Origin of the sequence: Bailinhaonella thermotolerans (assembly GCF_003594875.1) — a bacterium.
Lineage (GTDB): Bacteria > Actinomycetota > Actinomycetes > Streptosporangiales > Streptosporangiaceae > Bailinhaonella > Bailinhaonella thermotolerans.
Window position 1 is genome coordinate 23,004 of sequence record NZ_QZEY01000029.1, and the last position, 21,837, is coordinate 44,840.

18 protein-coding genes are annotated in these 21,837 nt (G+C 75.6%); 12 read left to right on the forward strand and 6 right to left on the reverse strand.

Going from position 1 to position 21,837, the window contains the following annotated elements:
- Positions 1 to 58 precede the first annotated feature (58 nt).
- From D5H75_RS39150 to D5H75_RS39160, 3 genes are read left to right on the forward strand one after another with little or no spacing between them, the layout of a single operon-like run.
- Positions 59 to 853, forward strand: a complete 795-nt coding sequence (locus D5H75_RS39150) for a CoA transferase subunit A (RefSeq protein ID WP_119931717.1) — start codon at positions 59 to 61, stop codon at positions 851 to 853.
- Positions 850 to 1,608, forward strand: coding sequence for a CoA-transferase subunit beta (locus D5H75_RS39155; protein ID WP_119931687.1), 759 nt, complete (start codon positions 850 to 852; stop codon positions 1,606 to 1,608). The genes D5H75_RS39150 and D5H75_RS39155 overlap by 4 nt, the downstream gene beginning before the upstream one ends.
- Positions 1,605 to 2,675 (forward strand): NAD(P)H-dependent flavin oxidoreductase, encoded by a 1,071-nt coding sequence (locus tag D5H75_RS39160; RefSeq protein WP_119931688.1) that lies wholly within the window; start codon positions 1,605 to 1,607, stop codon positions 2,673 to 2,675. Before D5H75_RS39155 ends, D5H75_RS39160 begins: the two co-directional genes overlap by 4 nt.
- A 60-nt stretch (positions 2,676 to 2,735) precedes the next feature.
- On the opposite strand, the gene D5H75_RS39165 is transcribed toward D5H75_RS39160, so the two are convergent.
- Together D5H75_RS39165 and D5H75_RS39170 are read right to left on the reverse strand one after the other, a co-directional pair.
- Positions 2,736 to 3,950: a class I SAM-dependent methyltransferase gene (locus D5H75_RS39165; protein ID WP_119931689.1), complete on the reverse strand. Its 1,215-nt coding sequence runs from the start codon at positions 3,948 to 3,950 to the stop codon at positions 2,736 to 2,738.
- Positions 3,951 to 4,016: 66 nt separating this feature from the next.
- Positions 4,017 to 4,571, reverse strand: coding sequence for an NUDIX domain-containing protein (locus tag D5H75_RS39170; RefSeq protein WP_202638952.1), 555 nt, complete (start codon positions 4,569 to 4,571; stop codon positions 4,017 to 4,019).
- Between the two features lie 531 nt (positions 4,572 to 5,102).
- Here D5H75_RS39170 and D5H75_RS39175 point away from each other — a divergent pair.
- Both D5H75_RS39175 and D5H75_RS39180 read left to right on the forward strand, forming a co-directional pair.
- Positions 5,103 to 6,266, forward strand: a complete 1,164-nt coding sequence (locus D5H75_RS39175; protein WP_202638953.1) for a cytochrome P450 — start codon at positions 5,103 to 5,105, stop codon at positions 6,264 to 6,266.
- 174 nt (positions 6,267 to 6,440) lie between these two features.
- On the forward strand, positions 6,441 to 7,220 hold the full coding sequence (locus tag D5H75_RS39180; protein ID WP_119931692.1) for a class I SAM-dependent DNA methyltransferase: 780 nt from the start codon (positions 6,441 to 6,443) through the stop codon (positions 7,218 to 7,220).
- Between the two features lie 104 nt (positions 7,221 to 7,324).
- Here the strand turns inward: D5H75_RS39180 and D5H75_RS43855 are convergent, their stop codons facing one another.
- Together D5H75_RS43855 and hutC are read right to left on the reverse strand one after the other, a co-directional pair.
- Complete coding sequence (locus D5H75_RS43855) at positions 7,325 to 8,650, reverse strand: alpha/beta fold hydrolase (protein ID WP_242454772.1); 1,326 nt, start codon at positions 8,648 to 8,650, stop codon at positions 7,325 to 7,327.
- Positions 8,651 to 8,821: 171 nt separating this feature from the next.
- Entirely contained in the window at positions 8,822 to 9,574 is a 753-nt protein-coding gene (gene hutC, locus D5H75_RS39190) for a histidine utilization repressor (RefSeq protein WP_119931693.1), read from the reverse strand.
- Between the two features lie 174 nt (positions 9,575 to 9,748).
- Between hutC and D5H75_RS39195 the strand changes: the two genes are divergently transcribed.
- The 7 genes from D5H75_RS39195 (at position 9,749) to D5H75_RS44475 (ending at position 18,545) form a co-directional block, all read left to right on the forward strand.
- Positions 9,749 to 11,179 (forward strand): purine-cytosine permease family protein, encoded by a 1,431-nt coding sequence (locus D5H75_RS39195; RefSeq protein ID WP_119931694.1) that lies wholly within the window; start codon positions 9,749 to 9,751, stop codon positions 11,177 to 11,179.
- A gap of 51 nt (positions 11,180 to 11,230) precedes the next feature.
- A complete protein-coding gene (gene hutU / locus D5H75_RS39200; RefSeq protein ID WP_119931695.1) occupies positions 11,231 to 12,886 on the forward strand; it encodes a urocanate hydratase in 1,656 nt (551 codons plus the stop codon).
- The gene (locus D5H75_RS42455) at positions 12,886 to 13,023 is read left to right on the forward strand and encodes a hypothetical protein (protein WP_202638954.1); all 138 of its coding nucleotides are present in this window, start codon (positions 12,886 to 12,888) and stop codon (positions 13,021 to 13,023) included. Before hutU ends, D5H75_RS42455 begins: the two co-directional genes overlap by 1 nt.
- Positions 13,020 to 14,231, forward strand: a complete 1,212-nt coding sequence (locus tag D5H75_RS39205) for an allantoate amidohydrolase (protein WP_422674088.1) — start codon at positions 13,020 to 13,022, stop codon at positions 14,229 to 14,231. The genes D5H75_RS42455 and D5H75_RS39205 overlap by 4 nt, the downstream gene beginning before the upstream one ends.
- Positions 14,222 to 15,577 (forward strand): formimidoylglutamate deiminase, encoded by a 1,356-nt coding sequence (locus tag D5H75_RS39210; protein WP_119931696.1) that lies wholly within the window; start codon positions 14,222 to 14,224, stop codon positions 15,575 to 15,577. The genes D5H75_RS39205 and D5H75_RS39210 overlap by 10 nt, the downstream gene beginning before the upstream one ends.
- 87 nt (positions 15,578 to 15,664) lie before the next feature.
- Positions 15,665 to 16,819 (forward strand): imidazolonepropionase, encoded by a 1,155-nt coding sequence (gene hutI, locus D5H75_RS39215; protein WP_119931697.1) that lies wholly within the window; start codon positions 15,665 to 15,667, stop codon positions 16,817 to 16,819.
- A 133-nt stretch (positions 16,820 to 16,952) separates the two neighbouring features.
- Positions 16,953 to 18,545, forward strand: coding sequence for a hypothetical protein (locus tag D5H75_RS44475; protein WP_119931698.1), 1,593 nt, complete (start codon positions 16,953 to 16,955; stop codon positions 18,543 to 18,545).
- Positions 18,546 to 18,597: 52 nt separating this feature from the next.
- On the opposite strand, the gene D5H75_RS39225 is transcribed toward D5H75_RS44475, so the two are convergent.
- Both D5H75_RS39225 and D5H75_RS39230 read right to left on the reverse strand, forming a co-directional pair.
- A complete protein-coding gene (locus D5H75_RS39225; RefSeq protein ID WP_119931699.1) occupies positions 18,598 to 20,625 on the reverse strand; it encodes a P-loop NTPase family protein in 2,028 nt (675 codons plus the stop codon).
- Between the two features lie 342 nt (positions 20,626 to 20,967).
- Positions 20,968 to 21,747 (reverse strand): SDR family oxidoreductase, encoded by a 780-nt coding sequence (locus D5H75_RS39230; RefSeq protein WP_119931700.1) that lies wholly within the window; start codon positions 21,745 to 21,747, stop codon positions 20,968 to 20,970.
- Positions 21,748 to 21,837 lie beyond the last annotated feature (90 nt).

The window sequence follows — 21,837 nt, forward strand, 5'->3', positions numbered from 1 at the left end:
GGGCCGTACGGCGGGCACGGGGGGCGAGCCGGTCGCGGCGGGCGGCGCGGGCAAGGTGATGACCGCCGCCGAGGTCGCCGCGACGCTGGAGAGCGGCATGACGGTCGGCGTCGGCGGGTGGGGTTCGCGGCGCAAGCCGATGGCCCTGGTCGAGGCGGTCTGCCGCTCCCCCGTCACCGACCTGACGGTGATCTCCTACGGGGGGCCGGACGTGGGCCTGCTGTGCGCGTACGGCAAGGTGCGGCGGGTCGTGGCGCCGTTCGTCACGCTCGACTCGATCCCGCTGGAGCCCCACTTCCGCGCGGCCCGCCAGAACGGCGTGATCGAGTTCACCGAGTACGACGAGGGCATGTTCATGTTCGGCCTGTACGCGGCGGCGCACAACCTGCCGTTCCTGCCCACGCCCGCCGGGCTCGGCTCGGACGTGATGGCCGTCAACCCGGGGCTGGCCACCGTGCGCTCGCCGTACGGCGGGCAGGAGGTCGTGGCGATGCCGCCGCTGGGGATGGACGTGGCGCTGGTGCACATGAACCGCGCCGACCGCCGGGGCAACGGGCAGTACCTCGGGCCCGACCCGTACCTGGACGACCTGTTCGTGAAGGCGGCCGGGCGGGCCTACGTCTCGTGCGAGCGCGTCGTGGACGTGCTGGACGAGGGCCCGCCGCAGACGCTGCTGATCAGCCGCATGCACGTGGACGGCGTGGTGGAGGCGCCGGGCGGGGCGGGCTTCACCGACTGCGCCCCGGACTACGGGCGGGACGAGGCGGCCCAGCGGGCGTACGCCACGGCGGCGGCGGACCCGGAGGCGTGGGCGGCGTACCGGAAGACGATCGACGAAGGGGCGGAGCGATGAGCGGAGCGCCGGCCGGCGCGGCGAGCGGGAGCGACGCGACCCGGGCGGAGGTCTGCGTGGTGGCCTGCGCGGAGGCGTGGCGGGGCGACGGGGAGGTGCTGGCCGCCGCCATGGGCGTCTGCTCGGTCCTGGGGGCGCGGCTGGCCCGGCTCACCTTCGAGCCCGGCCTGCTCACCACCGACGGAGGCGCGCTGCTCACGGCCGAGCCGATCCCGCTCGGGGCCCCCGCGGGCGCGGTCGAGGGCTGGATGCCGTTCCGCGACCACCTGTGGCTGGTGCTGAACGGGCGGCGGCACGTGATGATGGGCGCCTCCCAGATCGACCGGCACGGCAACACCAACATCTCGGCGATCGGCCCCTGGGCCAAGCCCGTCTCCCAGCTCCTCGGGGTGCGCGGCGCGCCCGGCAACACCCGGCTGAACCCCACGAGCTACTGGATCCCCCGCCACTCCACGCGGGTGTTCGTCGAGCGGGTGGACACCGTCTCGGGGGTGGGCACCGACCGGGGGGCGCACGGCCTGCGGCGGGTGGTCACGGACCTGGGCGTCTTCGACCTCGGCGGGCCGGGCGGCACGATGCGGCTGCTGTCGGCGCATCCGGGCGTGGAGGTCGCCGAGATCATCGGGAGGACCGGGTTCGCGCTGGACGTGCCCGCCGAGGTGCCCGAGACGCGGCGGCCGACGGGCGAGGAGCTGCGGCTGATCCGCGAGGTGCTCGACCCCGAGGGGCGGCGCGACCGCGAGGTCCGGCCGTGACCGGGCGGGTGCTCGACACGCCCCTGACCCGGCTCACCGGGGTCCGCCATCCGATCGTGCAGACCGGCATGGGCTGGGTGGCCGGGCCCCGGCTGGTGTCGGCGGTGGCGAACGCCGGGGGCCTGGGCGTCCTGGCGTCGGCGACGATGACGCCCGAGCAGCTCGCCTCGGCCATCCGCGAGGTGAAGGAGCGCACGGACGCGCCGTTCGGGGTCAACCTGCGCGCCGACTCGGCCGACGCGGGCGAGCGCGTCGACCTCATGGTCAAGGAGGGCGTGCGGGTCGCCTCCTTCGCGCTCGCCCCCAAGCGGGAGCTGATCGCCCGGCTCAAGGACGCCGGCGTCGTGGTGATCCCGTCGGTCGGGGCGCGCCGCCACGCGGAGAAGGTCGCCGCGTGGGGCGCGGACGCGGTGCTCGTCCAGGGCGGCGAGGGCGGCGGGCACACCGGCCCGGTCGCCACGACGCTGCTGCTGCCGCAGGTCGTGGACGCGGTGGACATCCCGGTGATCGCGGCGGGCGGCTTCTTCGACGGGCGCGGGCTCGCGGCGGCCCTGGCGTACGGCGCGGCCGGGGTGGCGATGGGGACGCGCTTCCTGCTCACCGCCGACAGCTCGGTGCCGGAGGCGGTCAAGCGGGCGTACCTGGGCGCGGCCGAGACCGTGGTGACCCGGCAGGTGGACGGCATGCCGCACCGGGTGCTGCGGACCGACCTGGTGGACCGGCTCGAACGGTCGGGCCGGGTGACCGGGCTGGTCCGGGCCGTGCGAAACGCGGCGCGGTTCAGGAGGATCTCCGGCCTGTCGTGGCCGGCGATGGTGCGCGACGGGCTGGCGATGAAGCGCGGCAAGGAGCTGACCTGGTCACAGGTGCTCATGGCGGCCAACACGCCGATGCTGCTCAAGGCCGCGATGGTGGACGGCCGCCCGGACCTGGGCGTGATGGCCTCGGGGCAGGTGGTGGCGCTGATCGAGGACCTGCCGACGTGCGAGGAGCTGATCGGCGCGATCGTCGGCCAGGCCGCCGAGCGCCTCGCCGCCCTCCCCGGCCTCCTGGCCGGGCCCTCCTGAGGCGCCGCCCCCGGGGAGGCGGCGCGGCCCCCGCGCCCCCTTCCCGCCCGGGCGCGGCCGTCAGGAGGCGCCCACGATCTCCAGGTCGGGCAGCGGGAAGATCAGCCGCCCGCCGGACTCCAGGTACTCCCGCTCCCGCTCGACGAACACCTCGCGGAAGAACCACGGCGAGACCAGCATGTACTCGGGACGGTCGGCGCGGGCCCGCTCCTCGGAGATGATCGGCACCCCGATCGAGGCGATCTTCCGCCCGATCTTGGCGGGCTGGCGTTCCACGGCGTACGGCAGGTCCTCGACGGTGAGGCCCGCGGCCTGCCAGATCGTCCCGCCCCGGGTGCTCGCGCCGTAGATGTAGCAGCGCTGCCCGGCGGCGTTGATCTCGTCGATGAGGCGGCGCAGGGCCGCGAACGCCCGGCGGGCCCGCGCCGCGAAGGCGCGCCACGTCTCCGCCTCGCCCAGCCGCGCGGGGGCCTCGCGCCGCCGCTGGGCCGCCACCGACGCGGCCACCGGGCGGGTGCCGCGCCGGGACACCAGGGTGCGGAACGAGCCGCCGTTCACGCCGGACACGAGGACGTCGTTGACCTCCAGGCCGTGCCGGCGCAGCAGGTCCTCCAGCGTGGCCAGCGACCAGTAGGTGACGTGCTCGTGGCACACGTTGTCCACCGCGCCGAGCTCCACCATGGACAGCGCGTAGTTCTGCTGGATCACCCACACGCCGCCGGGCGCGAGCAGGCGGGCGACCCCGGCGACGAACTCGTTCGGGTCGTCCAGGTCGTAGAACATCGAGACGCTGGTGATGACGTCGAAGGTCTCGTACGGCTCGCCCGCCGGGCCCGGGGCGAACCTGGCCGGGTCGAAGAAGTCCACGACGACGCGGTCCGCGTGCCGCCGCGACTCCGGCGCGAAGGCGGCCACCGGGTCGATCCCCGCCCGGTGGATCCGCCCGGGCACGAACGACAGCAGCGTCCCGTCGTTGCACGCGATGTCCAGCCACCGCCGCGCCCCGGGGCACGCCCGCAGCGCGTGGGCGGCGACCGAGCGCAGGTCCTCGCGTATCGCCTCGTTGACGCCGGAGCGGAAGCCGTACCGGTCGTGGTACAGCAGCTCGGGGGGCGTGGTGTCGCGGAGCTGGGCCAGCCCGCACCGGCGGCACAGCATGAGGACCAGCGGCCGGCGCGGCGGGCGGAGGTCGTCGTCGCGGAAGTCGCTGAGGTACTGCTCGCCGAGGTCCAGCACCTCGGTCAGGTCGGCGGCCCGGCAGGAACGGCAGTGCACGTGCGCCTCCAGTGTCGGTGTCCCGGCGCGGCCCTCCCCGGGGAGCCGGAGCCCCGGGAGGGCCGCTCAGAGCAGGCCCGCGTTGCGCAGGACGACGGGCAGGAACGGGTGGAGCAGGTCGGATCCGGCCGCCTCCAGCCCGCGCAGCTCGTCGGGGGTGTACCAGCCGATCCACTCGTGCGTCCGGTCCGCGACGGACACGGACGCGGCCTCCTCCTCGGCGCACTCGTACCGCATGAGCGTGAGGAGGGTCTGGAAGCCGTGGTGCTCGGGCGGCACGCTCCGGCTGCTCCACATGACGTTGTAGACGGCGTCCAGGACGAGGCGGTCCTTCTCGACCTCGAGCCCGAGCTCGCGGGCGAGAATGCGCGACGCCGTGCCGGCCAGGGTCTCCCCGGGCTTCATCCGGCCGCCGAAGACCCAGAACATGTCCCGCAGCGGCAGGTCCCTGCGGTATCCGAGCAGGAGCCGTCCGTCGGCGGTGTGCACGATCACGTCGACGTTGGCCTGGACGAGGTGGTCGAGGGCGCGGGCGTACTCAGGCTCGGACAGGCCGAAGTCCGGCACGTCCCGCGCGATGAAATCGCATTCCGCGAGTTCGTGGACGGAGGGTTCACCCAACAGTGGCTCCCGGATGGTCCGTGGTGGTCGGGCTCGAACCGGCCGGCCGTCCAGGGGGGCGAGCGGGGCCGAGGGACGGCGGTCCCCTGGACGTCGTCACCGCGCCTGCGCCCGAGTCTCGCAGCCGACTCGCGACGCCGCAACCCCTCAGATTTCTCACGGTCAAATAGGGGGTCAGGGGTCTCGCCCGTATCTCCGTCCCCAGAAATGCGCACATCCGGCAACGGCGCCGGCAATGGCGGTCCAGCGCTGCGGATCACCAATCCCACAGGCCGAATTCCAGCTCTTTCGCAATTCAGGGAACCGCGTTCCCATTCTTCACTTCAAGATCATTGGTGTGGTGGCCGGCGTATAAGATGCCGGTGTTCGAGATCATTTCCGCTGTTTCCGGCGGCGCCGATCCGGGTTTTTCGGCGCCGGCCCGGCGCGGCGGAGGTGACCGCGCTCTCGTGTCCGCCGCCGGTCGTCCGGCGCGCCCGCGAGGGCGGCTCGCGTGTGCCCGGGATCCCGAACGGTGGGGGGCGGCTGGGGATGGCGGCGACGGCGGAACCCGCGCTGGACGAGACGCGCGGCGCGGGACGGTGGTACCGGCGCGACCCGCTGGGGTACGTCGAGTGGGCGCGGCGCGAGCGGGGACCGGTGTTCCGGCTGCCGGACGACGGCTCGCTGTGCGTGGCCGACCCGGACGAGGCGGCGCGCGTCCTGCACGACGGCGAGGGCCGCTACGACGACGTCTCCGACTTCTTCCACGTGCCCGGCGGGCGGCTGGAGCCCCGGGCGGCGCAGCTCGCGATCGGGCGCGCCGCGCGCCGGACCCTGCGGCTCCACCTGGAGGCCTCCCGCGACCGGCTGCCCGCGCTCGCAGCCGCCCTGGGCGAGACGAGTGAGTGGCCGGCGGCCGGACGTGACCTGACGCACCGGTTCCTGGCCGGCGCGCTGCTGCGGCCCGGCAGCCCGCCGGGGCTGCGGGCGCTGATGGAGCACGTGGTCCGCCGCGACGTCCTGATCCGTCCCCCGGGGGCGGTGGCGGCCGTGGCGCGGCGGCTGCTGTGGGCGCGGGTGGTGCGCGCGATCGCCGCCGAGGCGGCCGCGCGCAGGGGCCGGCCGCCGCACGACGGGCCCGGCGACCTGCTGGACGCCGTGCTCGGCGCGGCCCCGCCGGGGACCCCGGCGTCCCACGTCGCCCACGTGTACCTGCTGCTGTTCCGGACCTCGGTGGCCCCGGTCGGCCACGTGGTCGCCTGGGCGCTGCTGGCCGCCGCCGCCGGCGGCGTCGACCTGGCGGAGGTCCCCGCCGAGGCCGCGGTGCGGGAGTCGCTGCGCCTGTGGCCGGCCGCCTGGCTGCTGGGCCGCCCCGTCCGCCGCGCCCACGAGGTCGCCGGCGTACGGCTCGCGCCCGGCGAGAGCGTGTCGGTGTGCGTCTACCTGCTGCACCGCGACGAGCGGCACTGGCCGGAGGCGGACCGGTTCCGGCCGGACCGGTGGGACGGGGCCGAGCCGCGCGGGCCGTACCTGCCCTTCGGCGGCGGGCCGTTCACCTGCGCCGGGGCCGCCGTCGCCCAGAGCCTGGCCACCGGGCTGCTCTCCGCCCTGACCGCCGGGGCCCGCCTGTCGGTGCTCGGCGGCGGGGGGCGGCCCCACGTCGCGGGCATCATCACCCCTCCGCCGTTCCGGCTGCGGCGGGTCCCCCGCTAGACCACCCGCCATCGTCGTCACTCGCCCCGCGGAGGGAGGTGAACCATGAAGAAGATGCTGCGCCGCGTCACCCGCCGCCGGGTCAACCGGCAGGCGTGGTGGATCTGGTGATCCCCCCGGCCGCGCCGTGCCCCCGGGCCCGGCGCGGCCCCCATCGGTGAACGGGAGGCGGCGTTGTCCCACACGGACGAGACGCTGGCGGCGTACGACGCCATCGCCGGCAGGTACGACGAGCTGAACGCCCGGATGGACACCTCCGGGCTGGCGGACCGCTTCGCGGAGGCGATCGCCCGCCACGGGCCGGGCGGGCGGCGGCTGCTGGACGCCGGGTGCGGGACCGGCCGCAGCAGCGTGGCCTTCCGCGAGCGGGGATTCGAGGTGACCGGCTACGACCTGTCCCCGGCCATGGTGGCGCTCGCCCGCCGCCGCCCGGGGGCCGAGGGCATCCCCTTCCTCACCGGTGGCCTGGAGGATCCCCCGCCCGGGTTGACCGGGTTCGACGCGGTCGCCTGCGTGGACCTGCCCATGGCGTACCTGACGGGCGAGGACGGGCTGCGGCGGGCGCTGGAGGCCGCGCGGCGCCGGCTCCGCGAGGGCGGCGTGGTGGTCTTCGACCTGAACACGATCGGCTACTACCGCAGGACGTTCGGGACGCCGGCCGTCGCCGACCAGGGGGACCGGTTCGTGACCCGCTTCGCGGTGTCCCCGCGGATCGAGCCGGACTCCGTCGTGGTCACCCAGTTCGACCTGTTCGAGCGGACCGGCGAGCGCTGGGAGCGCGTGTCCATGCGCCACGTCCAGCGCCACCGGTCCGGCCGCGCCGTGCGCGAGGCGGCCGAGGCGGCCGGCCTGCGCGTCGTCGCCGCCCACGGCCTGGCGGGCACCGAGCTCCGGGACCCGCCCGACGAGGACGAGCACGACCGCGTCCTCTACGTCGCCCGCCGCCCCGGCTGACCGCCCGCCGCCACCGGCCCGCCCGCGCCGGCCCGCCCGCGCGGCTTCGGCCGTACGGCCGGGCGCGCGGGGCGGGGGTGAGGGCGTGCAGGGCGGGGCGCGGGTCAGGCGGTGAAGAAGGCGGTCAGGACGGACGCCAGGCCGGCGGGGTCGAGGCGGCCGTGGGCCTGGCCGGGCAGGGTGTGGAGACGGGCGCCGGGGACGGCCTCCGCGACCGCCCGGGCCGCGGTCCGCATGCGCTCGCCGCTCTCCTCGCCCTCGATCACCAGGGTGGGGACCGCGATCCGGGACAGCCGGTCGGCGGGGACCGGGCCGGGGCCGACCGCGGCGCACTCGTACGCCAGGGTGTGGGCGACGCTCTCCAGGTGGGGCCAGGCCGGGGACCCCTTCATGCCCGCGACGGCCTCGGCCGGCAGCTCGGCGCCGCGCGTGAGGAACGCCTCCACGGCCTCGCCCCGGCGGCCCTCCTCCACCAGGCCGCTCAGCTCCTCGTACGTCGGGATCGGGGGCCGGGACGGGTCCGTGACGTACGGCGGCTCGAAGACCGCCAGCCGGGTGACGGGGACGCCCGCCGCCGCGGCCTCCAGGGCGAGCGCGCCGCCGGAGGAGCCGCCGAAGACCAGGGCCGGGCCGCCGGTGGCCTCGACGACGGCGGCCAGGTCCTCGATCTCGCGCCGGAGGGAGTACGGGGCGGTGTCGCCGCTGTCGCCCCGGCCCCTGCGGTCGTAGTTGAACACCGTGAAGCGGGATTCCAGCGCGGCGGCGATGTCGGCCATCACCGGGTCCCTGCGCGCGGAGAACGCGCCCTGCACCAGGACGAGGGCGGGGCCCGAGCCGGTGCGGTCGTAGGCGATGCGCGTGCCGTCGGCCGCGGTCACCGTGCGCGGGCGGGGGCGGTAGACGGACAGGACCACGCCGTCGCCGCCGATCGGGCGGGTCTCGGCCAGCGTGAGCTCCGTCTCGGGCGCGCCCTCGCCGAACAGCCGCTGACCGGTCCCCAGCACCAGCGGGAAGACCATCAGCCGGTACTCGTCCACGAGCCCGCGCCGGGCCAGCTCGCGGACCAGCCGCCCGCTGCCGTTGACCAGGATGTCGCCGCCCTCCTGCGCCTTGAGCGCCGCGACGTCGTCGAGCGAGATCACCGTCGTGCCCGCCCAGGCCGGGTCCTTCAGCGTGGAGGAGACGACGTACTTGGGCATCGAGTTCATCTTGTCGGCGAACCCGGCCTCGTCGGTCCGCCCCGGCCACGCCGCCGCGAAGCCCTCGTAGGTGACCCGGCCCAGCAGCAGCGCCCCGGCGGACATCAGCTCCTCGGTCTTGAACGCGTCACCCTCCGCGCCCCGCTCGAACCGGAACGCCCAGCCCAGCTCCCCGGGCCGTTCGATGACGCCGTCCAGCGTGATGAACTCCGACACGATGATCTTCCGCATGATCCCGCCTCCCGGGCGACCGTCACCTCTACCGTTTCGCGGACAGTGTTGCGCTTCGCACCGACATCGGGGGCTTGTTCCGCAACCTTGCGGATTCCTGTACGGCGCCCGCCCGCGCCCGCCGGGACCCGGGCCGGGCTCACGCCGTACGGCGCGGGGGGGCCTGAGGCGTCAGGACTCCCCGAAGGAGCCCTCCAGGCGGTGGCGGGAGCCGGGGTGAAGGAGGGTGGCGACGCTGACCAGGGTGCCGGAGGACCAGGTGCGGCGGCGGATCAGCAGGCAGGGCTCGTGCCGGTCGGTGCGCAGCAGGCGGCGTTCCTCGGGGGTGGCCAGGACCGCCTCGACCACGTGCTCGCCCCGCGTGAGGGGGGCCACCGCGTTCAGGTAGGCGTGCGGCGTCTCCCGCGTGAAGTCGCGCTCCAGGTAGTGCGGCGCGGCCTCGGGGTTGACGTACCGGTCCTCGAGCTGGATCGGGGTGTCGTCCTCGAAGTGCACGATCAGGGAGTGGAACACCCGGCTCGCGCCCAGCTCCGGGTCCGCCGCCACGGCGGGCTCCTCGCGCAGGTAGACCACCTCGGTACGGTGGCGGTGGCCGTGCCTGCGGATGTCGTCGGCGATGTTGCGCACCTCCAGCAGGGCGGAGGCGGCCTTCGGCTCGGCGACGAACGTGCCGAGGCCGGCCCGCCGTACGATCAGGCCCTCGTGCGTCAGCTCGCGCAGGGCCCGGTTGATGGTCATGCGGGACAGGCCGAGCGCGCTGACGAGCTGGTTCTCGGAGGGGAGCTGCTGGCCCTGGGACCAGTGGCCGGAGCGCACCCCCTCGGCGATGAGGTTCTTGACCCGCTGGTAGGCGGGCACCGACGCCGGCCCGGACTGGTGGAACTGCGCGGCGAGCTCGGACTCGACCACCGTGATGGGCACCATGGCAACCGATCCTGAGGGTCCGTGGGGGCGTGCGGGGGTGGGTGGCGGGGGGCGGAAGGGGGCCGCGTCCTCGCTGGCAGGCAGTGTAACCGCCCTCTTGACAGGCCACCTGTATATACAGCACCGTACAGGACAACCAAGCGGGGGCGCAGGAAGTAGTGAGAGGTGCATGCCATGACATATGCGGAAGTACCGGAGCGCGCCCCCGCCGTGGAGCGCCGGACGATCGACGTGATCCCCGACGCCGAGCGGCACGGCTCCCCGCGCAGCCAGTTCACCCTCTGGTTCGGCGCGAACATGCAGATCACCGCGATCGTGGACGGCGCGCTCGCCGTGGTCTTCGGCGCGGACGCGCTGTGGGCGATCCTGGCCCTGCTGATCGGCAACGTGCTCGGCGGCGTCGTGATGGCGCTGCACTCGGCCCAGGGCCCGCGCCTCGGACTGCCGCAGATGATCTCCAGCCGGGCGCAGTTCGGCGTGCTCGGCGCGGTGCTGCCGCTGGTCCTGGTGATCCTGATGTACCTGGGCTTCGCCGCCACCGGCAGCGTGCTCGCCGGGCAGGCGCTCGCGCGCGTCCTGCACATCCCCGACACCGCCGGGATCCTGATCTTCGGCGCGCTCACGATCCTGGTCGCGGTCACCGGGTACCGCCTCATCCACGCGGTCGGCCGGGTCGCCACCGTCGTCGGCGTGGCCGGGCTGGGGTACCTGCTGATCGCGCTGTTCGCCAACTACGACGTGGGCGCGTTCGTCGGCGTCAAGGACTTCGACGCGGCCACCTTCCTGCTCGCCGTGGGCCTGGGGGCGGGCTGGCAGCTCACCTTCGGGCCGTACGTCGCGGACTACTCGCGCTACCTGCCCCGTGAGACGAGCGAGCGGGCGACCTTCTGGTCCACCTTCGCCGGCAGCGTGATCGGGTCGCAGTGGGCGATGACGCTGGGCGCGCTGATCGCCGCCGTCTCCGGCAAGGCCTTCATCGGCGACCAGGTCGGCTTCGTGGGCGAGCTGGCCGGGCCCGCCGCGATCGCGATCCTGATCTACCTGGTGATCGTGGTGGGCAAGCTCACCGTGAACACCCTCAACGCCTACGGCGGCTTCATGTGCGTGCTCACCACCGTGACCGCGTTCAACGGCCGCTCCCGGATCTCCCCGGTCGCGCGGGCGCTGTACATCACCGGCTTCACCGCCGTCTCGGTCGCGGTCGCGGCGAGCGCGGACTTCCTGGACAACTTCAAGAACTTCGTGCTCGCCCTGCTCATGGTGTTCACCCCCTGGAGCGCGATCAACCTGACCGACTACTACCTGATCTCCAAGGAGCGGGTGGACATCCCCGCGCTGTACGACCCGCGCGGGCGCTACGGCCGCTGGAACACCACCGCCCTGGTCAGCTACGCCTTCGGCGTGGTGGTCCAGATCCCGTTCCTGGCGCAGAAGCTCTACACCGGCCCGGTCACCGAACTGCTCGGCGGCGCCGACATCTCCTGGATCGTCGGCCTGGCCGCGACCGCCGCCCTCTACTACCCCTGGGCCCGCCGTACGGCACGGCCGCCCGAGCGGATGATCTACCCCGCCGCCGCGGCGGGACAGGACGCCGCCGCGCGCTGAACGCCGCTTCAAGGGCATACACCTACCAGACCGACACCGAAGGGAATCACCATGGAAGGCGCACGCCCCGTCCGGGCCGCCCGAGGCACCGAGCTGTCCGCCCTCGGCTGGCAGCAGGAGGCCGCGCTGCGGATGCTCCAGAACAACCTCGACCCCGAGGTCGCCGAGCACCCCGACGACCTGGTGGTCTACGGCGGCACCGGCCGCGCCGCCCGCGACTGGCGCTCGTTCGACGCGATCGAGCGCACGCTGCGCACGCTCAAGGCCGACGAGACCATGCTCGTGCAGTCCGGCCGCCCGGTGGGCGTGATGACCACGCACGAGTGGGCCCCGCGCGTGTTGATCGCCAACTCCAACCTGGTCGGCGACTGGGCGAACTGGGAGGAGTTCCGCCGCCTGGAGAAGCTCGGCCTGACGATGTACGGCCAGATGACCGCGGGCTCGTGGATCTACATCGGCACGCAGGGCATCCTGCAGGGCACGTACGAGACCTTCGCCGCCGTCGCCGCCAAGCGCTTCGGCGGCTCGCTGGCCGGCACGATCACGCTGACCGCCGGGCTCGGCGGCATGGGCGGCGCCCAGCCGCTGGCCGTCACCATGAACGGCGGCGTCGCCATCTGCGTCGAGTGCGACCCCTCCCGCATCCAGCGCCGCCTCGACCACGGCTACCTGGACGCCCGCGCCGACAGCGTGGAGGACGCGCTCCGCCTCGCGGTCGAGGCGCGCGACGCCCGCCGCCCCCTGTCCATCGGCCTGCTCGGCAACGCCGCCGAGATCCTGCCCCGGATGCTCGCCGAGGGCGCGCCCATCGACGTCGTCACCGACCAGACCAGCGCCCACGACCCCCTGGCGTACCTGCCGGTCGGCGTCGCCTTCGAGGACATGGCCTCCTACGCCAGGGAGAAGCCCGAGGAGTTCACCCAGAAGGCGCGCGAGTCGATGGCCCGGCACGTCGAGGCCATGGTGGGCTTCCAGGACGCCGGGGCCGAGGTGTTCGACTACGGCAACTCGATCCGCGGCGAGGCCAAGCTCGCCGGGTACGCCCGGGCCTTCGACTTCCCCGGCTTCGTCCCGGCCTACATCCGCCCGCTGTTCTGCGAGGGCAAGGGCCCGTTCCGCTGGGCGGCGCTGTCCGGCGACCCCAAGGACATCGCGGCCACCGACCGCGCCATCCTCGACCTGTTCCCCGAGAACGAGCCGCTGGCCCGCTGGATCCGCATGGCCGGCGAGAAGGTGCACTTCCAGGGCCTTCCCGCGCGCATCTGCTGGCTCGGGTACGGCGAGCGCGACCGCGCCGGCGAGCGCTTCAACGACATGGTGGCCGCGGGCGAGCTGCGGGCCCCGATCGTGATCGGCCGCGACCACCTCGACTGCGGCTCGGTGGCCTCGCCGTACCGCGAGACCGAGGGCATGCTCGACGGTTCCGACGCGATCGCCGACTGGCCGCTGCTCAACGCGATGGTCAACGTGGCCTCCGGCGCGTCCTGGGTGTCGATCCACCACGGCGGCGGCGTCGGCATCGGCCGCTCCATCCACGCCGGGCAGGTCACCGTGGCCGACGGCACGCCGCTGGCCGGGGAGAAGATCCGCCGCGTGCTCACCAACGACCCGGGCATGGGCGTCATCCGGCACGTGGACGCCGGGTACGACCGCGCCGACGAGGTCGCCCGCGAGACCGGCGTCCGCGTCCCCATGAGGGAGTCCTGATGCCGCGTCCCGCGACGCGGACCGTACGGCGTCCCGCCACGACCGCCGGCCCCGCCGCCGCCCGTACGGCCGCCACCGGCCGGGCGGCGGCCGTACGGCGGGCGGGCCGCCCGGGTGGCCGGGAGGCGCGGCGGTGAGCGCGTCCTTCCAGGAGATGTGGGCGGACCTGCGGCCCATCGGCCGGGACGCCCGGACCGGGGGCTACCGCAGGTTCGCCTGGACCGGGGCCGACGCCGACTGCCGCGCGTGGTTCCGCGACCAGGCGCGGGCGCGCGGCCTGGCCTTCGAGGTGGACCGCAACGGCAACCAGTGGGCCTGGCTCGGCGACCCGGCCGCCGGGGACGCCGTGGTGACCGGCTCGCACCTGGACTCGGTACCGGACGGGGGCGCCTTCGACGGCCCCCTCGGCGTGGTCTCGGCGTTCGCCGCGCTCGACGAGCTGGCGCGGCGGGGCGCGACGCCCCGCCGCCCGGTGGCGGTCGTCAACTTCGGCGACGAGGAGGGGGCCAGGTTCGGCCTCGCCTGCGCCGGGTCGCGGCTCACCGCCGGGCGGCTCACCCCCGAGCGGGCCGCGGAGCTGCGCGACGCCGACGGGATCTCGCTGCCGCAGGCGATGGAACGCGCCGGGTACGACCCGGCGGCGATCGGCCCCGACGACGAACGGCTCGCCCGCGTCGGCGTCTTCGTCGAGCTGCACGTCGAGCAGGGCCGGTTCCTCGCCGACACGGAGTCTCCCGTGGGCGTGGCGTCGGCGATCTGGCCGCACGGGCGCTGGCGGTTCGACTTCCGGGGCGAGGCCAACCACGCGGGCACCACCCGCGTCGAGGACCGCCGCGACCCGATGCTCGCCTACGCCGCCACCGTGCTCGCCGCCAGGGAACGCGCCGCCGCGGCGGGCGCGCTGGCCACCTTCGGCAAGCTCGCCGTCGAGCCGAACGGGGTCAACGCGATCCCGAGCCTGGTCCGCGCCTGGCTGGACTCCCGCGCCCCCGACGAGCCGACGCTCGCCGAGGTCGTCGAGGGGATCGAGCGCGCCGCCCGGGAGCACGGGATCGACGTCGACGTCACCCGCGAGTCGTTCACCCCCGTAGTGGAGTTCGCGCACGGGCCGCGCGAGGAGATCGTCCGGCTGCTCGCCGAGCGCCGGCCGTACGACGTGCCCGTCCTGCCCACGGGGGCCGGGCACGACGCGGGCATCCTGGCGGCGCGGGTGCCGACGGCGATGCTGTTCGTCCGCAACCCGACCGGCGTCTCCCACTCCCCCGCCGAGCACGCCCGCGAGGACGACTGCGCGGCCGGGGTCGAGGCGCTCGCCGACGTCCTGGAGGGCCTGGCATGCCGGTGACGTACTTCGCGGAGCACGCCTGGACCGGCGGCGGCGTCGCCTCCGGCGTCGTGATCGAGGTCGCCGGGGACCGGATCGCCGCCGTGCGCACCGGCGTGCCCACGCCCCCGCCGGGGGCCGAGGTCCTGCGCGGCCTGACGATCCCCGGGCTCGCCAACGCGCACTCGCACGCCTTCCACCGCGCCCTGCGCGGGTCCGTCCAGGCCGGGTCCGGCACCTTCTGGACCTGGCGCGAGATCATGTACGGCGTCGCCGCCCGCCTGTCCCCGGAGTCCTACCTCGCGCTCGCGCGGGCGGTGTACGCCGAGATGGCGCTGGCCGGGATCACCTGCGTCGGGGAGTTCCACTACCTCCACCACGCGCCCGGCGGGACGCCGTACCTGGAGCCCAACATCATGGGCGAGGCGCTGATCGAGGCCGCGGCCCAGGCCGGGATCCGGATCACGCTGCTGGACACCTGCTACCTGTCCTCGGGGTTCGGCGCGCCGCCGGACGAGCACCAGCTCCGGTTCAGCGACGGCGACGCGGAGACCTGGGCGGCGCGGGCGGCGGCGCTGAAGGACCGGCCGCACGCCCGGATCGGCGCGGCGATCCACTCGGTCCGCGCGGTCCCCGCGGGCCAGCTCGCGACGGTCGCCGAGTGGGCCGCCACGCGCCGGGCGCCGCTGCACGTCCACCTGTCGGAGCAGCCGGCCGAGAACGAGGCGTGCCTGCGCGCCCACGGGTGCACGCCGACCCGGCTGCTGGCCGACCACGGCGTGCTCGGGCCGCGCGCGTCGGCCGTGCACGCCACCCACCTGACCGGCGAGGACGTGTCACTGCTGGGCGGTTCGGGCACGACCGTGTGCATGTGCCCCACCACCGAGCGGGACCTCGCCGACGGCATCGGCCCGGCCGCCGACCTCGCGCGCGCCGGGTCGCCGCTGAGCCTGGGCAGCGACAGCCACGCGGTGATCGACCTCTTCGAGGAGGCGCGGGCGATGGAACTGGACGAGCGCCTGCGCACCCGCCGCCGGGGGCACTGGGCCGCCGGCGACCTGCTGCGCGCCGCCACCGGGGACGGGCACGCCTCCCTGGGCTGGCCGGAGGCCGGCCGCGTCGAGCCGGGGGCCCTGGCCGACCTCACCACGGTCGCGCTCGACTCGGTGCGCACCGCCGGGCCGCCGCCCGCGCTCGCCGCCGAGACCGCCGTGTTCGCGGCGACGGCCGCCGACGTGCGCCACGTCATCGTGGGCGGGCGTACCGTCGTGCGCGACGGCGCCCACACGCTGGTGGGGGACGTCGCCGCCGCGCTGGCCGAGGCCGTCGGCCCGCTGACCGGCCCGGGCGGGACGCCGCACGCCTGACCCCCGCCCCACCACACCTCGACCCACGCCGCCGGGCCCGGCCGCACGCGCCGCCGGGCCCGGGGCCCGCAGAAAGGAAGACCCGCCATGGCCATCGCCGTCACCGGGATCGGCAGCCTGCTCACCAACGACCCGGAGCTGGGCACGATCACGGACGCCGCCGTCGTGATGGAGGGCGAGCGCGTCGCCTGGGTCGGCCCGTCCGCCCAGGCCCCGGCGGCCGACGAGCGCGTGGACGCCGGGGGCCGCGCGGCGATCCCGGGGTTCGTGGACTCGCACGCGCACCTGGTGTTCGCCGGGGACCGCACCGCCGAGTTCAACGCCCGCATGTCCGGCCGGCCGTACACCGCGGGCGGGATCCGGACCACGGTCGCCGCCACCCGCGCCGCGACGGACGAGGAACTGGACGCGAACGTGGCGCGGTACGTCGCCGAGGCGCTCCGGCAGGGCACGACGACGATCGAGTGCAAGTCCGGGTACGGCCTCACCGTCGAGGACGAGGCGCGGTCGCTGCGGGCCGCCGCCAACCACACCGACGAGGTGACCTACCTGGGGGCGCACATCGTCGCCCCCGAGTACGACGACGACCCGGCCGGCTACGTGGACCTGGTCACCGGCCCCATGCTCGCCGCGTGCGCGCCGTACGCCCGCTGGGTGGACGTCTTCTGCGAGCGCGGCGCCTTCGACGGCGACCAGGCCCGCGCGATCCTCACGGCCGGAGCCAAGGCCGGCCTGACCCCCCGCGTCCACGCCAACCAGCTCGGCCCCGGGCCCGGCGTGCGGCTCGCCGTGGAGCTGGGCGCGGCCTCCGCCGACCACTGCACCCACCTGTCCGACGCCGACGTGGACGCCCTCGCGAGCGGGGACACCGTCGCCACCCTCCTGCCGGGGGCGGAGTTCTCCACCCGCGCGCCGTACCCCGACGCCCGCCGGCTGATCGACGCCGGCGTCACGGTCGCCCTGTCCACGGACTGCAACCCCGGCTCCAGCTTCACCAGCTCCATGCCGTTCTGCGTCGCGATCGCCGTACGCGAGATGGGGATGACCCCCGACGAGGCGGTGGTCGCCGCGACGCTGGGCGGCGCCAGGGCGCTGCGCCGCGACGACGTGGGCCGCCTGTCCCCCGGCGCCCGCGCCGACCTCGTCCTCCTCGACGCCCCCAGCCACGTCCACCTCGCCTACCGCCCCGGCGTCCCCCTGGTGTCGGCCGTGTGGCGCGGCGGCGTCCGCCACACCGGCTGACCGCCCGGACGCGCCCTCCCCCGGATCGCCGCGCGGCCCGCCCTGGCACCATGTCTTGCTGTGACCACCAGCCTCCATCGCCCCCGCCGGGCACACGACGGGCCGCGCGGCGCCGCGCCGTACAGGGGCGGCCATGACGGCTGAGGGCCCGGCGGCGCGGTGGCGGGCGGCCGAGCGCGCCCGCTGGCAGACCTTCGACTGCCCGCGCACCGTCCTGGCCATCGCCAGGACGCACACCTCGGCGCTCCGCCTGCTGGACGCGCTCACGGTCTTCGACGGCGACGAGCGCGTCCAGGTCCTGTTCGCCTTCGACGAGTCCTCGGCGTTCGGCGGCGGCGTCGCGCGATCGCTCGCCGAGCGCGGCGCCCGCGTCGTCCCGTGGGAGGAGGTCAGGGACCTGGACCACGATCTGGCGCTGACCGCGAGCGAGAACGTCGACCTCGGCCGCGTGGACGGCCCGGTCGTCGTCCTCCCCCACGGCATCGGCTTCCACAAGTACGTCCCCGACTCCAACGGCGGCGGCGAACGCGTGTCCGGTGTGGTGCCGGTCAGGCACCTGCGCGGCAAGGACGTCCTGATGGCGGTGTCCCACCCCGCCCAGCGCGACGCGCTCCGGCCGGTCTGCCCCGAGGCCGCCGAGCGGTGCGTGGTCGTCGGCGACCCCGTCCTCGACCGGCTGACGGCCAGCCTGCCCCTGCGCGACCTGTACCGGGCCGAGCTGGGCGTCGCCCGCCACCAGCGGCTCGTCGTGCTGACCTCCACCTGGGGCCGGGACTCCCTCCTCGGGGCCCGCCCGCGCCTGCCGGCCGAACTCCTGGCCGCGCTGCCCGCCGACGAGTACCGCGTCGCGCTCGCCGCCCACCCCAACATCGCGTCCTGGCACGGGGAGTTCCACCTGTCCCAGGCCCTCGCCGGGGCCCGCGCCGCCGGTCTCCTGCGCTTACCGCCCGCCGACGGGTGGCAGGCCGCCCTGGTCGCCGCCGACCTGGTGATCGGCGACCACGGCTCGGTGACCCTGTACGCCGCCGCCCTGGACCGCCCCCTGCTCCTCAACCCCCCGTCCGCCACCACCGTCCCCGGCACCCCACCCGCCGACCTGGCCCGGTCCGCGCCCCGGCTGTCGGCCGACCATGACCTCGCCGAGCAGCTCGCCCGGGCCGCCGACGCCCACGTCCCGGGCCGCTTCGCGGACCTGACCGCCGGGTGTTCGCCCACCGGGGCGAGTCCCTCCAGGTCTTCCGCGCCCTGCTGTACGAGCGCCTGGCCCTGCCCGTCCCGGATCGCCCTGCCCCGGTCCTGGCCGTCCCCGCGCCGCGCGCGGTGGCGACGCCTGCCCGCAGCCACACGGTCCTCGCCCGCACCCTCGCCCCCGGCGAGATCGAGCTGCGGCGCTATCCCGCCTCCGGCGTCGGGCCCCGCCCGGGCGAGCCCGGGGCGTACCGGCACCTCGCCAGTCAGGAGGACGAGCCCGACCGCCTTCTCGCCGAGAACGCCTCCGTCGTGGTGCGCTCCCGCGTCACGGACCGCGCCGAGGCGCGCGCCTGGCTCGCCGCCGCGCTCGGCCACCATCCCGGCGCCGCCATGGCCGCCGCCGCGACCCCCGGCGGCTGCCTCTGCCTCCTCCGCGACACCCGCGAATTCGAGGTCACCACCTCCGACCCCGCCCTCGCCGCCTCAGCCCTCCACGCCACTCTCCAAGCCGGTCTCCCGCCCCAGGGCCCCTTGAAGATCCGCACCGGTCCCCGGACCACCTCCCTCCACCTGACCCCGGCATCGGGTTAGGTGGACGAGGGTCGCAGGTGGGGCGCCAGGCGGTCGGCGTGGGGGTGGCCGGTGGAGCGGTAGATGTGGAGGGCGGCTTCCAGGTGGGTCCGGGCGGTTCGGGGGTCGGCTCGGCGGGTGGCGAGATCCGCCAGGCGTTCGTGGGCCTCGGCCTCGTAGTGGAGGCCCGCCAGGAGGGGGAGGGCCTGGCGCAGGGCGCCGGCGGCCTCGTCGTCGCGGGCCGTGCCGGTCAGGGCGTCGGCGGTGGCGATCAGGGCGCGGCCGGTCATGCGGGTGTCGCCCAGCCAGGCGAGGAGGTCGCGGGCGCGGTCCAGCAGGGGCAGGGCCTCGGCGGGGCGGCCGAGGCGGGTCAGGGCGCACGCCTCGAAGTAGAGCGTGAGAGCCACGCCACGCCACTCGCCCGCGTCGGCGTTGAGGTCGTGGGCGCGGCGGTAGGCGTCCAGCGCCGCCGCCGGGTCGGCCCGGTCCAGGTGCCGGCCGCGGAACTCCCACGCCGACGCGAGCAGGATCGGGTCGCCCGCGCGCTCGGCCAGGCGGACGGCCTCCGCCGACTCCGCGTCTGACTCCCGCGTCTCGCCGCGGTCGCCGTGGGCCCGCGACACGAGCATGCGCAGGCGGGCCTCGGCGCGCTCGTCGCCACACCGCCGCGCGGCCTCGATGCCCAGGTGGCTGGTGGTGAGCCAGTCGCCGAGGTGGCGGTGGTTGAGGTAGTACGCCGTCAGGGCCTCGGCGAGCTGCCAGCACTCGGCGTCCCAGCCGCGGTCGGCGGCGGTGCGCACGATCGTCACCAGGTTCGCCCGCTCGGCCCGCAGCCAGGCCAGCGCCGCGGCCTTGGGGTCCGGCCCGGCGAACGGGTCCTCCTCGACGGCCGGCAGCCTGCCGTGATCGGCGATCCGGGTCCGCTCCCCCATGACGGCGCGGTCGGCGAGAGCCGTACGGGCCAGGTAGAAGCGGACGACCCGGCGGAGCACGGCCTCGCGGGGCTCCTCGGCGGCGAGCCCGGCGGCGTGCGCGCGGATCAGCTCGTGGAAGCCGAACCGGCCCTCCGGCCGCCGCTCCAGCAGGCGGGCGTCGGCGAGCGTGTCCAGCAGCGCACGCGCCATCTTGGGTTCGAGGGAGGCGGCCACGGCCGCGGTATCGACGGCGATGTCGGCGACGGGCAGCAGCCCCAGCCTGCGGTACAGCCGCCGCGCGGGCTCGGGCAGGCGTTCGTAGGACGCGGTGAAGTTCTCGCTCACGATCTCCCGTCCTCCCAGCGACAACGCGGACAGCCGGCGGCTCTCGTCGGCGAGCTCGGCGGCCAGGTCTCCCAGTGTGGCCCCGTGCAGGGCGGCCACGCGCGCGCCGAGGGCGAGGATGGCCAGCGGCAGCCCCGCGCACAGCCGTACCAGATCGGCCCCCGCGCCCTGGGCGGGGACCCCGGCGACGTGGGCGAACAGCTCCGACCCGCTCTCGTCGTCGAGCGCGCCCACCTCCAGGAAGACCGCGCCGTCCAGCCGCAGTTCCGCCAGGTCCGCGCACGTGGTGACCAGCACCAGGCTCCCGGGCGCCTTCGGCAGCAGCGCCCGCACCTGCGCGGGCTCGGTCGCGTCCTCGACGACCACCAGGACCGCCGCCCGCGCCGTACGGCTGCGCAGCAGGTTCGACCGGGCCCCGGTGGCGCCCGGCAGGTGCTCCTCGCGCACGCCGAGGCCGGACAGGCACGCGGCCAGCATGCCGCCGAGGTCGGCCGCGCCGCGCCCGGCCCGGAAGTCGGCGCAGGCCACGTGCAGGTCGCCGCCGGGGAACCGCTCGCCGAACAGGTAGGCGAACTGGCGGGCGGCGGCGCGCTTCCCGATGCCGGGCGGCCCGGAGATCACCGCGATCCGCGGCGGGGCGGGACCTCCCGCGACGAGGCCGGCCAGGCGGTTCAGCAGTTCGTGCCGGTCCACGAACCCGGGCGCGGGCGGCGGGGTCTGCCGGGGCGTCTCCGCGCCGGGACCGGCGGTGATCGAGCCGTGCACGTCGCCGGCGACCTGGATCACGGTGTGCGCCCGGCCCCCGAACTCGTTGCCGGGAACGCCGGGAACGCCAGGACCGCCAGGACCGCCGGAGCCGCCGGGGCCGCTCTGACCGCCCGCGCGGCCCTGGGCGTCCGAGCCGCCCCGAACATCCCGATGGTCCCGATCCCCGGATCCGCGCACCCACGCACCGCCCAGCCTCAGCACATGATCGACGCTCCGACGCTACCCCGCCCGGCGCCCGCGGGCACGCGCGACCGCCGGATCCCCGGATCCCCGGCTCCCCGGTCAGCCGATCGCCGGGGCGGTCGCCTCGCCGGGCCGTCGATCGCCGGCCGGACGCCCGGGCGGCCCATCGCCAGGCGGTCAGGCGTGCTGACTGGAGACCGAGACGACCTCGCCGGTCATGTACGACGAGTAGTCGCAGGCCAGGAAGACGATCACGTTGGCGACCTCCCACGGCTCGGCGTACCTCCCGAACGCCTCCCGCGCCGTCAGCTCCTCCAGCAGCTCGGCCGAGGTCACCTTCACCAGGTGCGGGTGCATGGCCAGCGAGGGCGACACGGCGTTGACGCGCACCCCGAAGTCGGCGGCCTCCAGCGCCGCGCAGCGCGTCAGCGCCATGACCCCGGCCTTGGCCGCCGCGTAGTGCGCCTGCCCCCGCTGCGCCCGCCAGCCGATCACCGAGGCGTTGTTGACGATCGCCCCGCCGCCGGGCCGGTCCCGCATGATCCGCAGCGCCGCGCGGGTGCAGCGCATGGTCCCGGTCAGGGTGATGTCCAGCACGCGGTCCCACTGCTCGTCGGTCATCTCGGCCAGTTCGGCGGTGCCGCCCAGCCCGGCGTTGTTGACCGCCACGTCGACGCGGCCGAAGCGCTCGACCGCCGTGCCGTACAGCCGCCCGACCTGTTCCTCGGAGGTGACGTCGCAGGGGACGGCGGCCACCCGGCCGGCCCCGAACTCCTTCTCCAGCTCCGCCAGGGACTGCCCGAGGCGGCGCTCGTGCGCGTCGCTGATCAGCACGCTCGCGCCCTCCTCCAGGCACCGCCGCGCGGTCGCGCCCCCGATGCCCGCCCCCGCCGCCGCCGTGATGACGACGACGCGGTCCTTGAGCAGGTCGTGGCCGGGCACGTAGGCGGGGATCACGGGCGGTCCTCCCTCGGCGGGCCGTCCCCCGGGCGGGCGCGCGCCCCGGCCGGGAACGTCTCGATCTCGCTCACGTGCGCTACCCTACCA

What these genes read in the sequence shown, in the direction of transcription:
- D5H75_RS39210 (WP_119931696.1), top strand. Translation starts at nt 14,222, where the DNA reads ATGCCGGTGACGTACTTCGCGGAGCACGCCTGGACCGGCGGCGGCGTC.
- hutC (WP_119931693.1), bottom strand. Translation starts at nt 9,574, where the DNA reads ATGGTGCCCATCACGGTGGTCGAGTCCGAGCTCGCCGCGCAGTTCCAC.
- D5H75_RS42455 (WP_202638954.1), top strand. Translation starts at nt 12,886, where the DNA reads ATGCCGCGTCCCGCGACGCGGACCGTACGGCGTCCCGCCACGACCGCC.
- hutU (WP_119931695.1), top strand. Translation starts at nt 11,231, where the DNA reads ATGGAAGGCGCACGCCCCGTCCGGGCCGCCCGAGGCACCGAGCTGTCC.
- D5H75_RS44475 (WP_119931698.1), top strand. Translation starts at nt 16,953, where the DNA reads ATGACGGCTGAGGGCCCGGCGGCGCGGTGGCGGGCGGCCGAGCGCGCC.
- D5H75_RS39195 (WP_119931694.1), top strand. Translation starts at nt 9,749, where the DNA reads ATGACATATGCGGAAGTACCGGAGCGCGCCCCCGCCGTGGAGCGCCGG.
- hutI (WP_119931697.1), top strand. Translation starts at nt 15,665, where the DNA reads ATGGCCATCGCCGTCACCGGGATCGGCAGCCTGCTCACCAACGACCCG.
- D5H75_RS39150 (WP_119931717.1), top strand. Translation starts at nt 59, where the DNA reads ATGACCGCCGCCGAGGTCGCCGCGACGCTGGAGAGCGGCATGACGGTC.
- D5H75_RS39155 (WP_119931687.1), top strand. Translation starts at nt 850, where the DNA reads ATGAGCGGAGCGCCGGCCGGCGCGGCGAGCGGGAGCGACGCGACCCGG.
- D5H75_RS43855 (WP_242454772.1), bottom strand. Translation starts at nt 8,650, where the DNA reads ATGCGGAAGATCATCGTGTCGGAGTTCATCACGCTGGACGGCGTCATC.
- D5H75_RS39175 (WP_202638953.1), top strand. Translation starts at nt 5,103, where the DNA reads ATGGCGGCGACGGCGGAACCCGCGCTGGACGAGACGCGCGGCGCGGGA.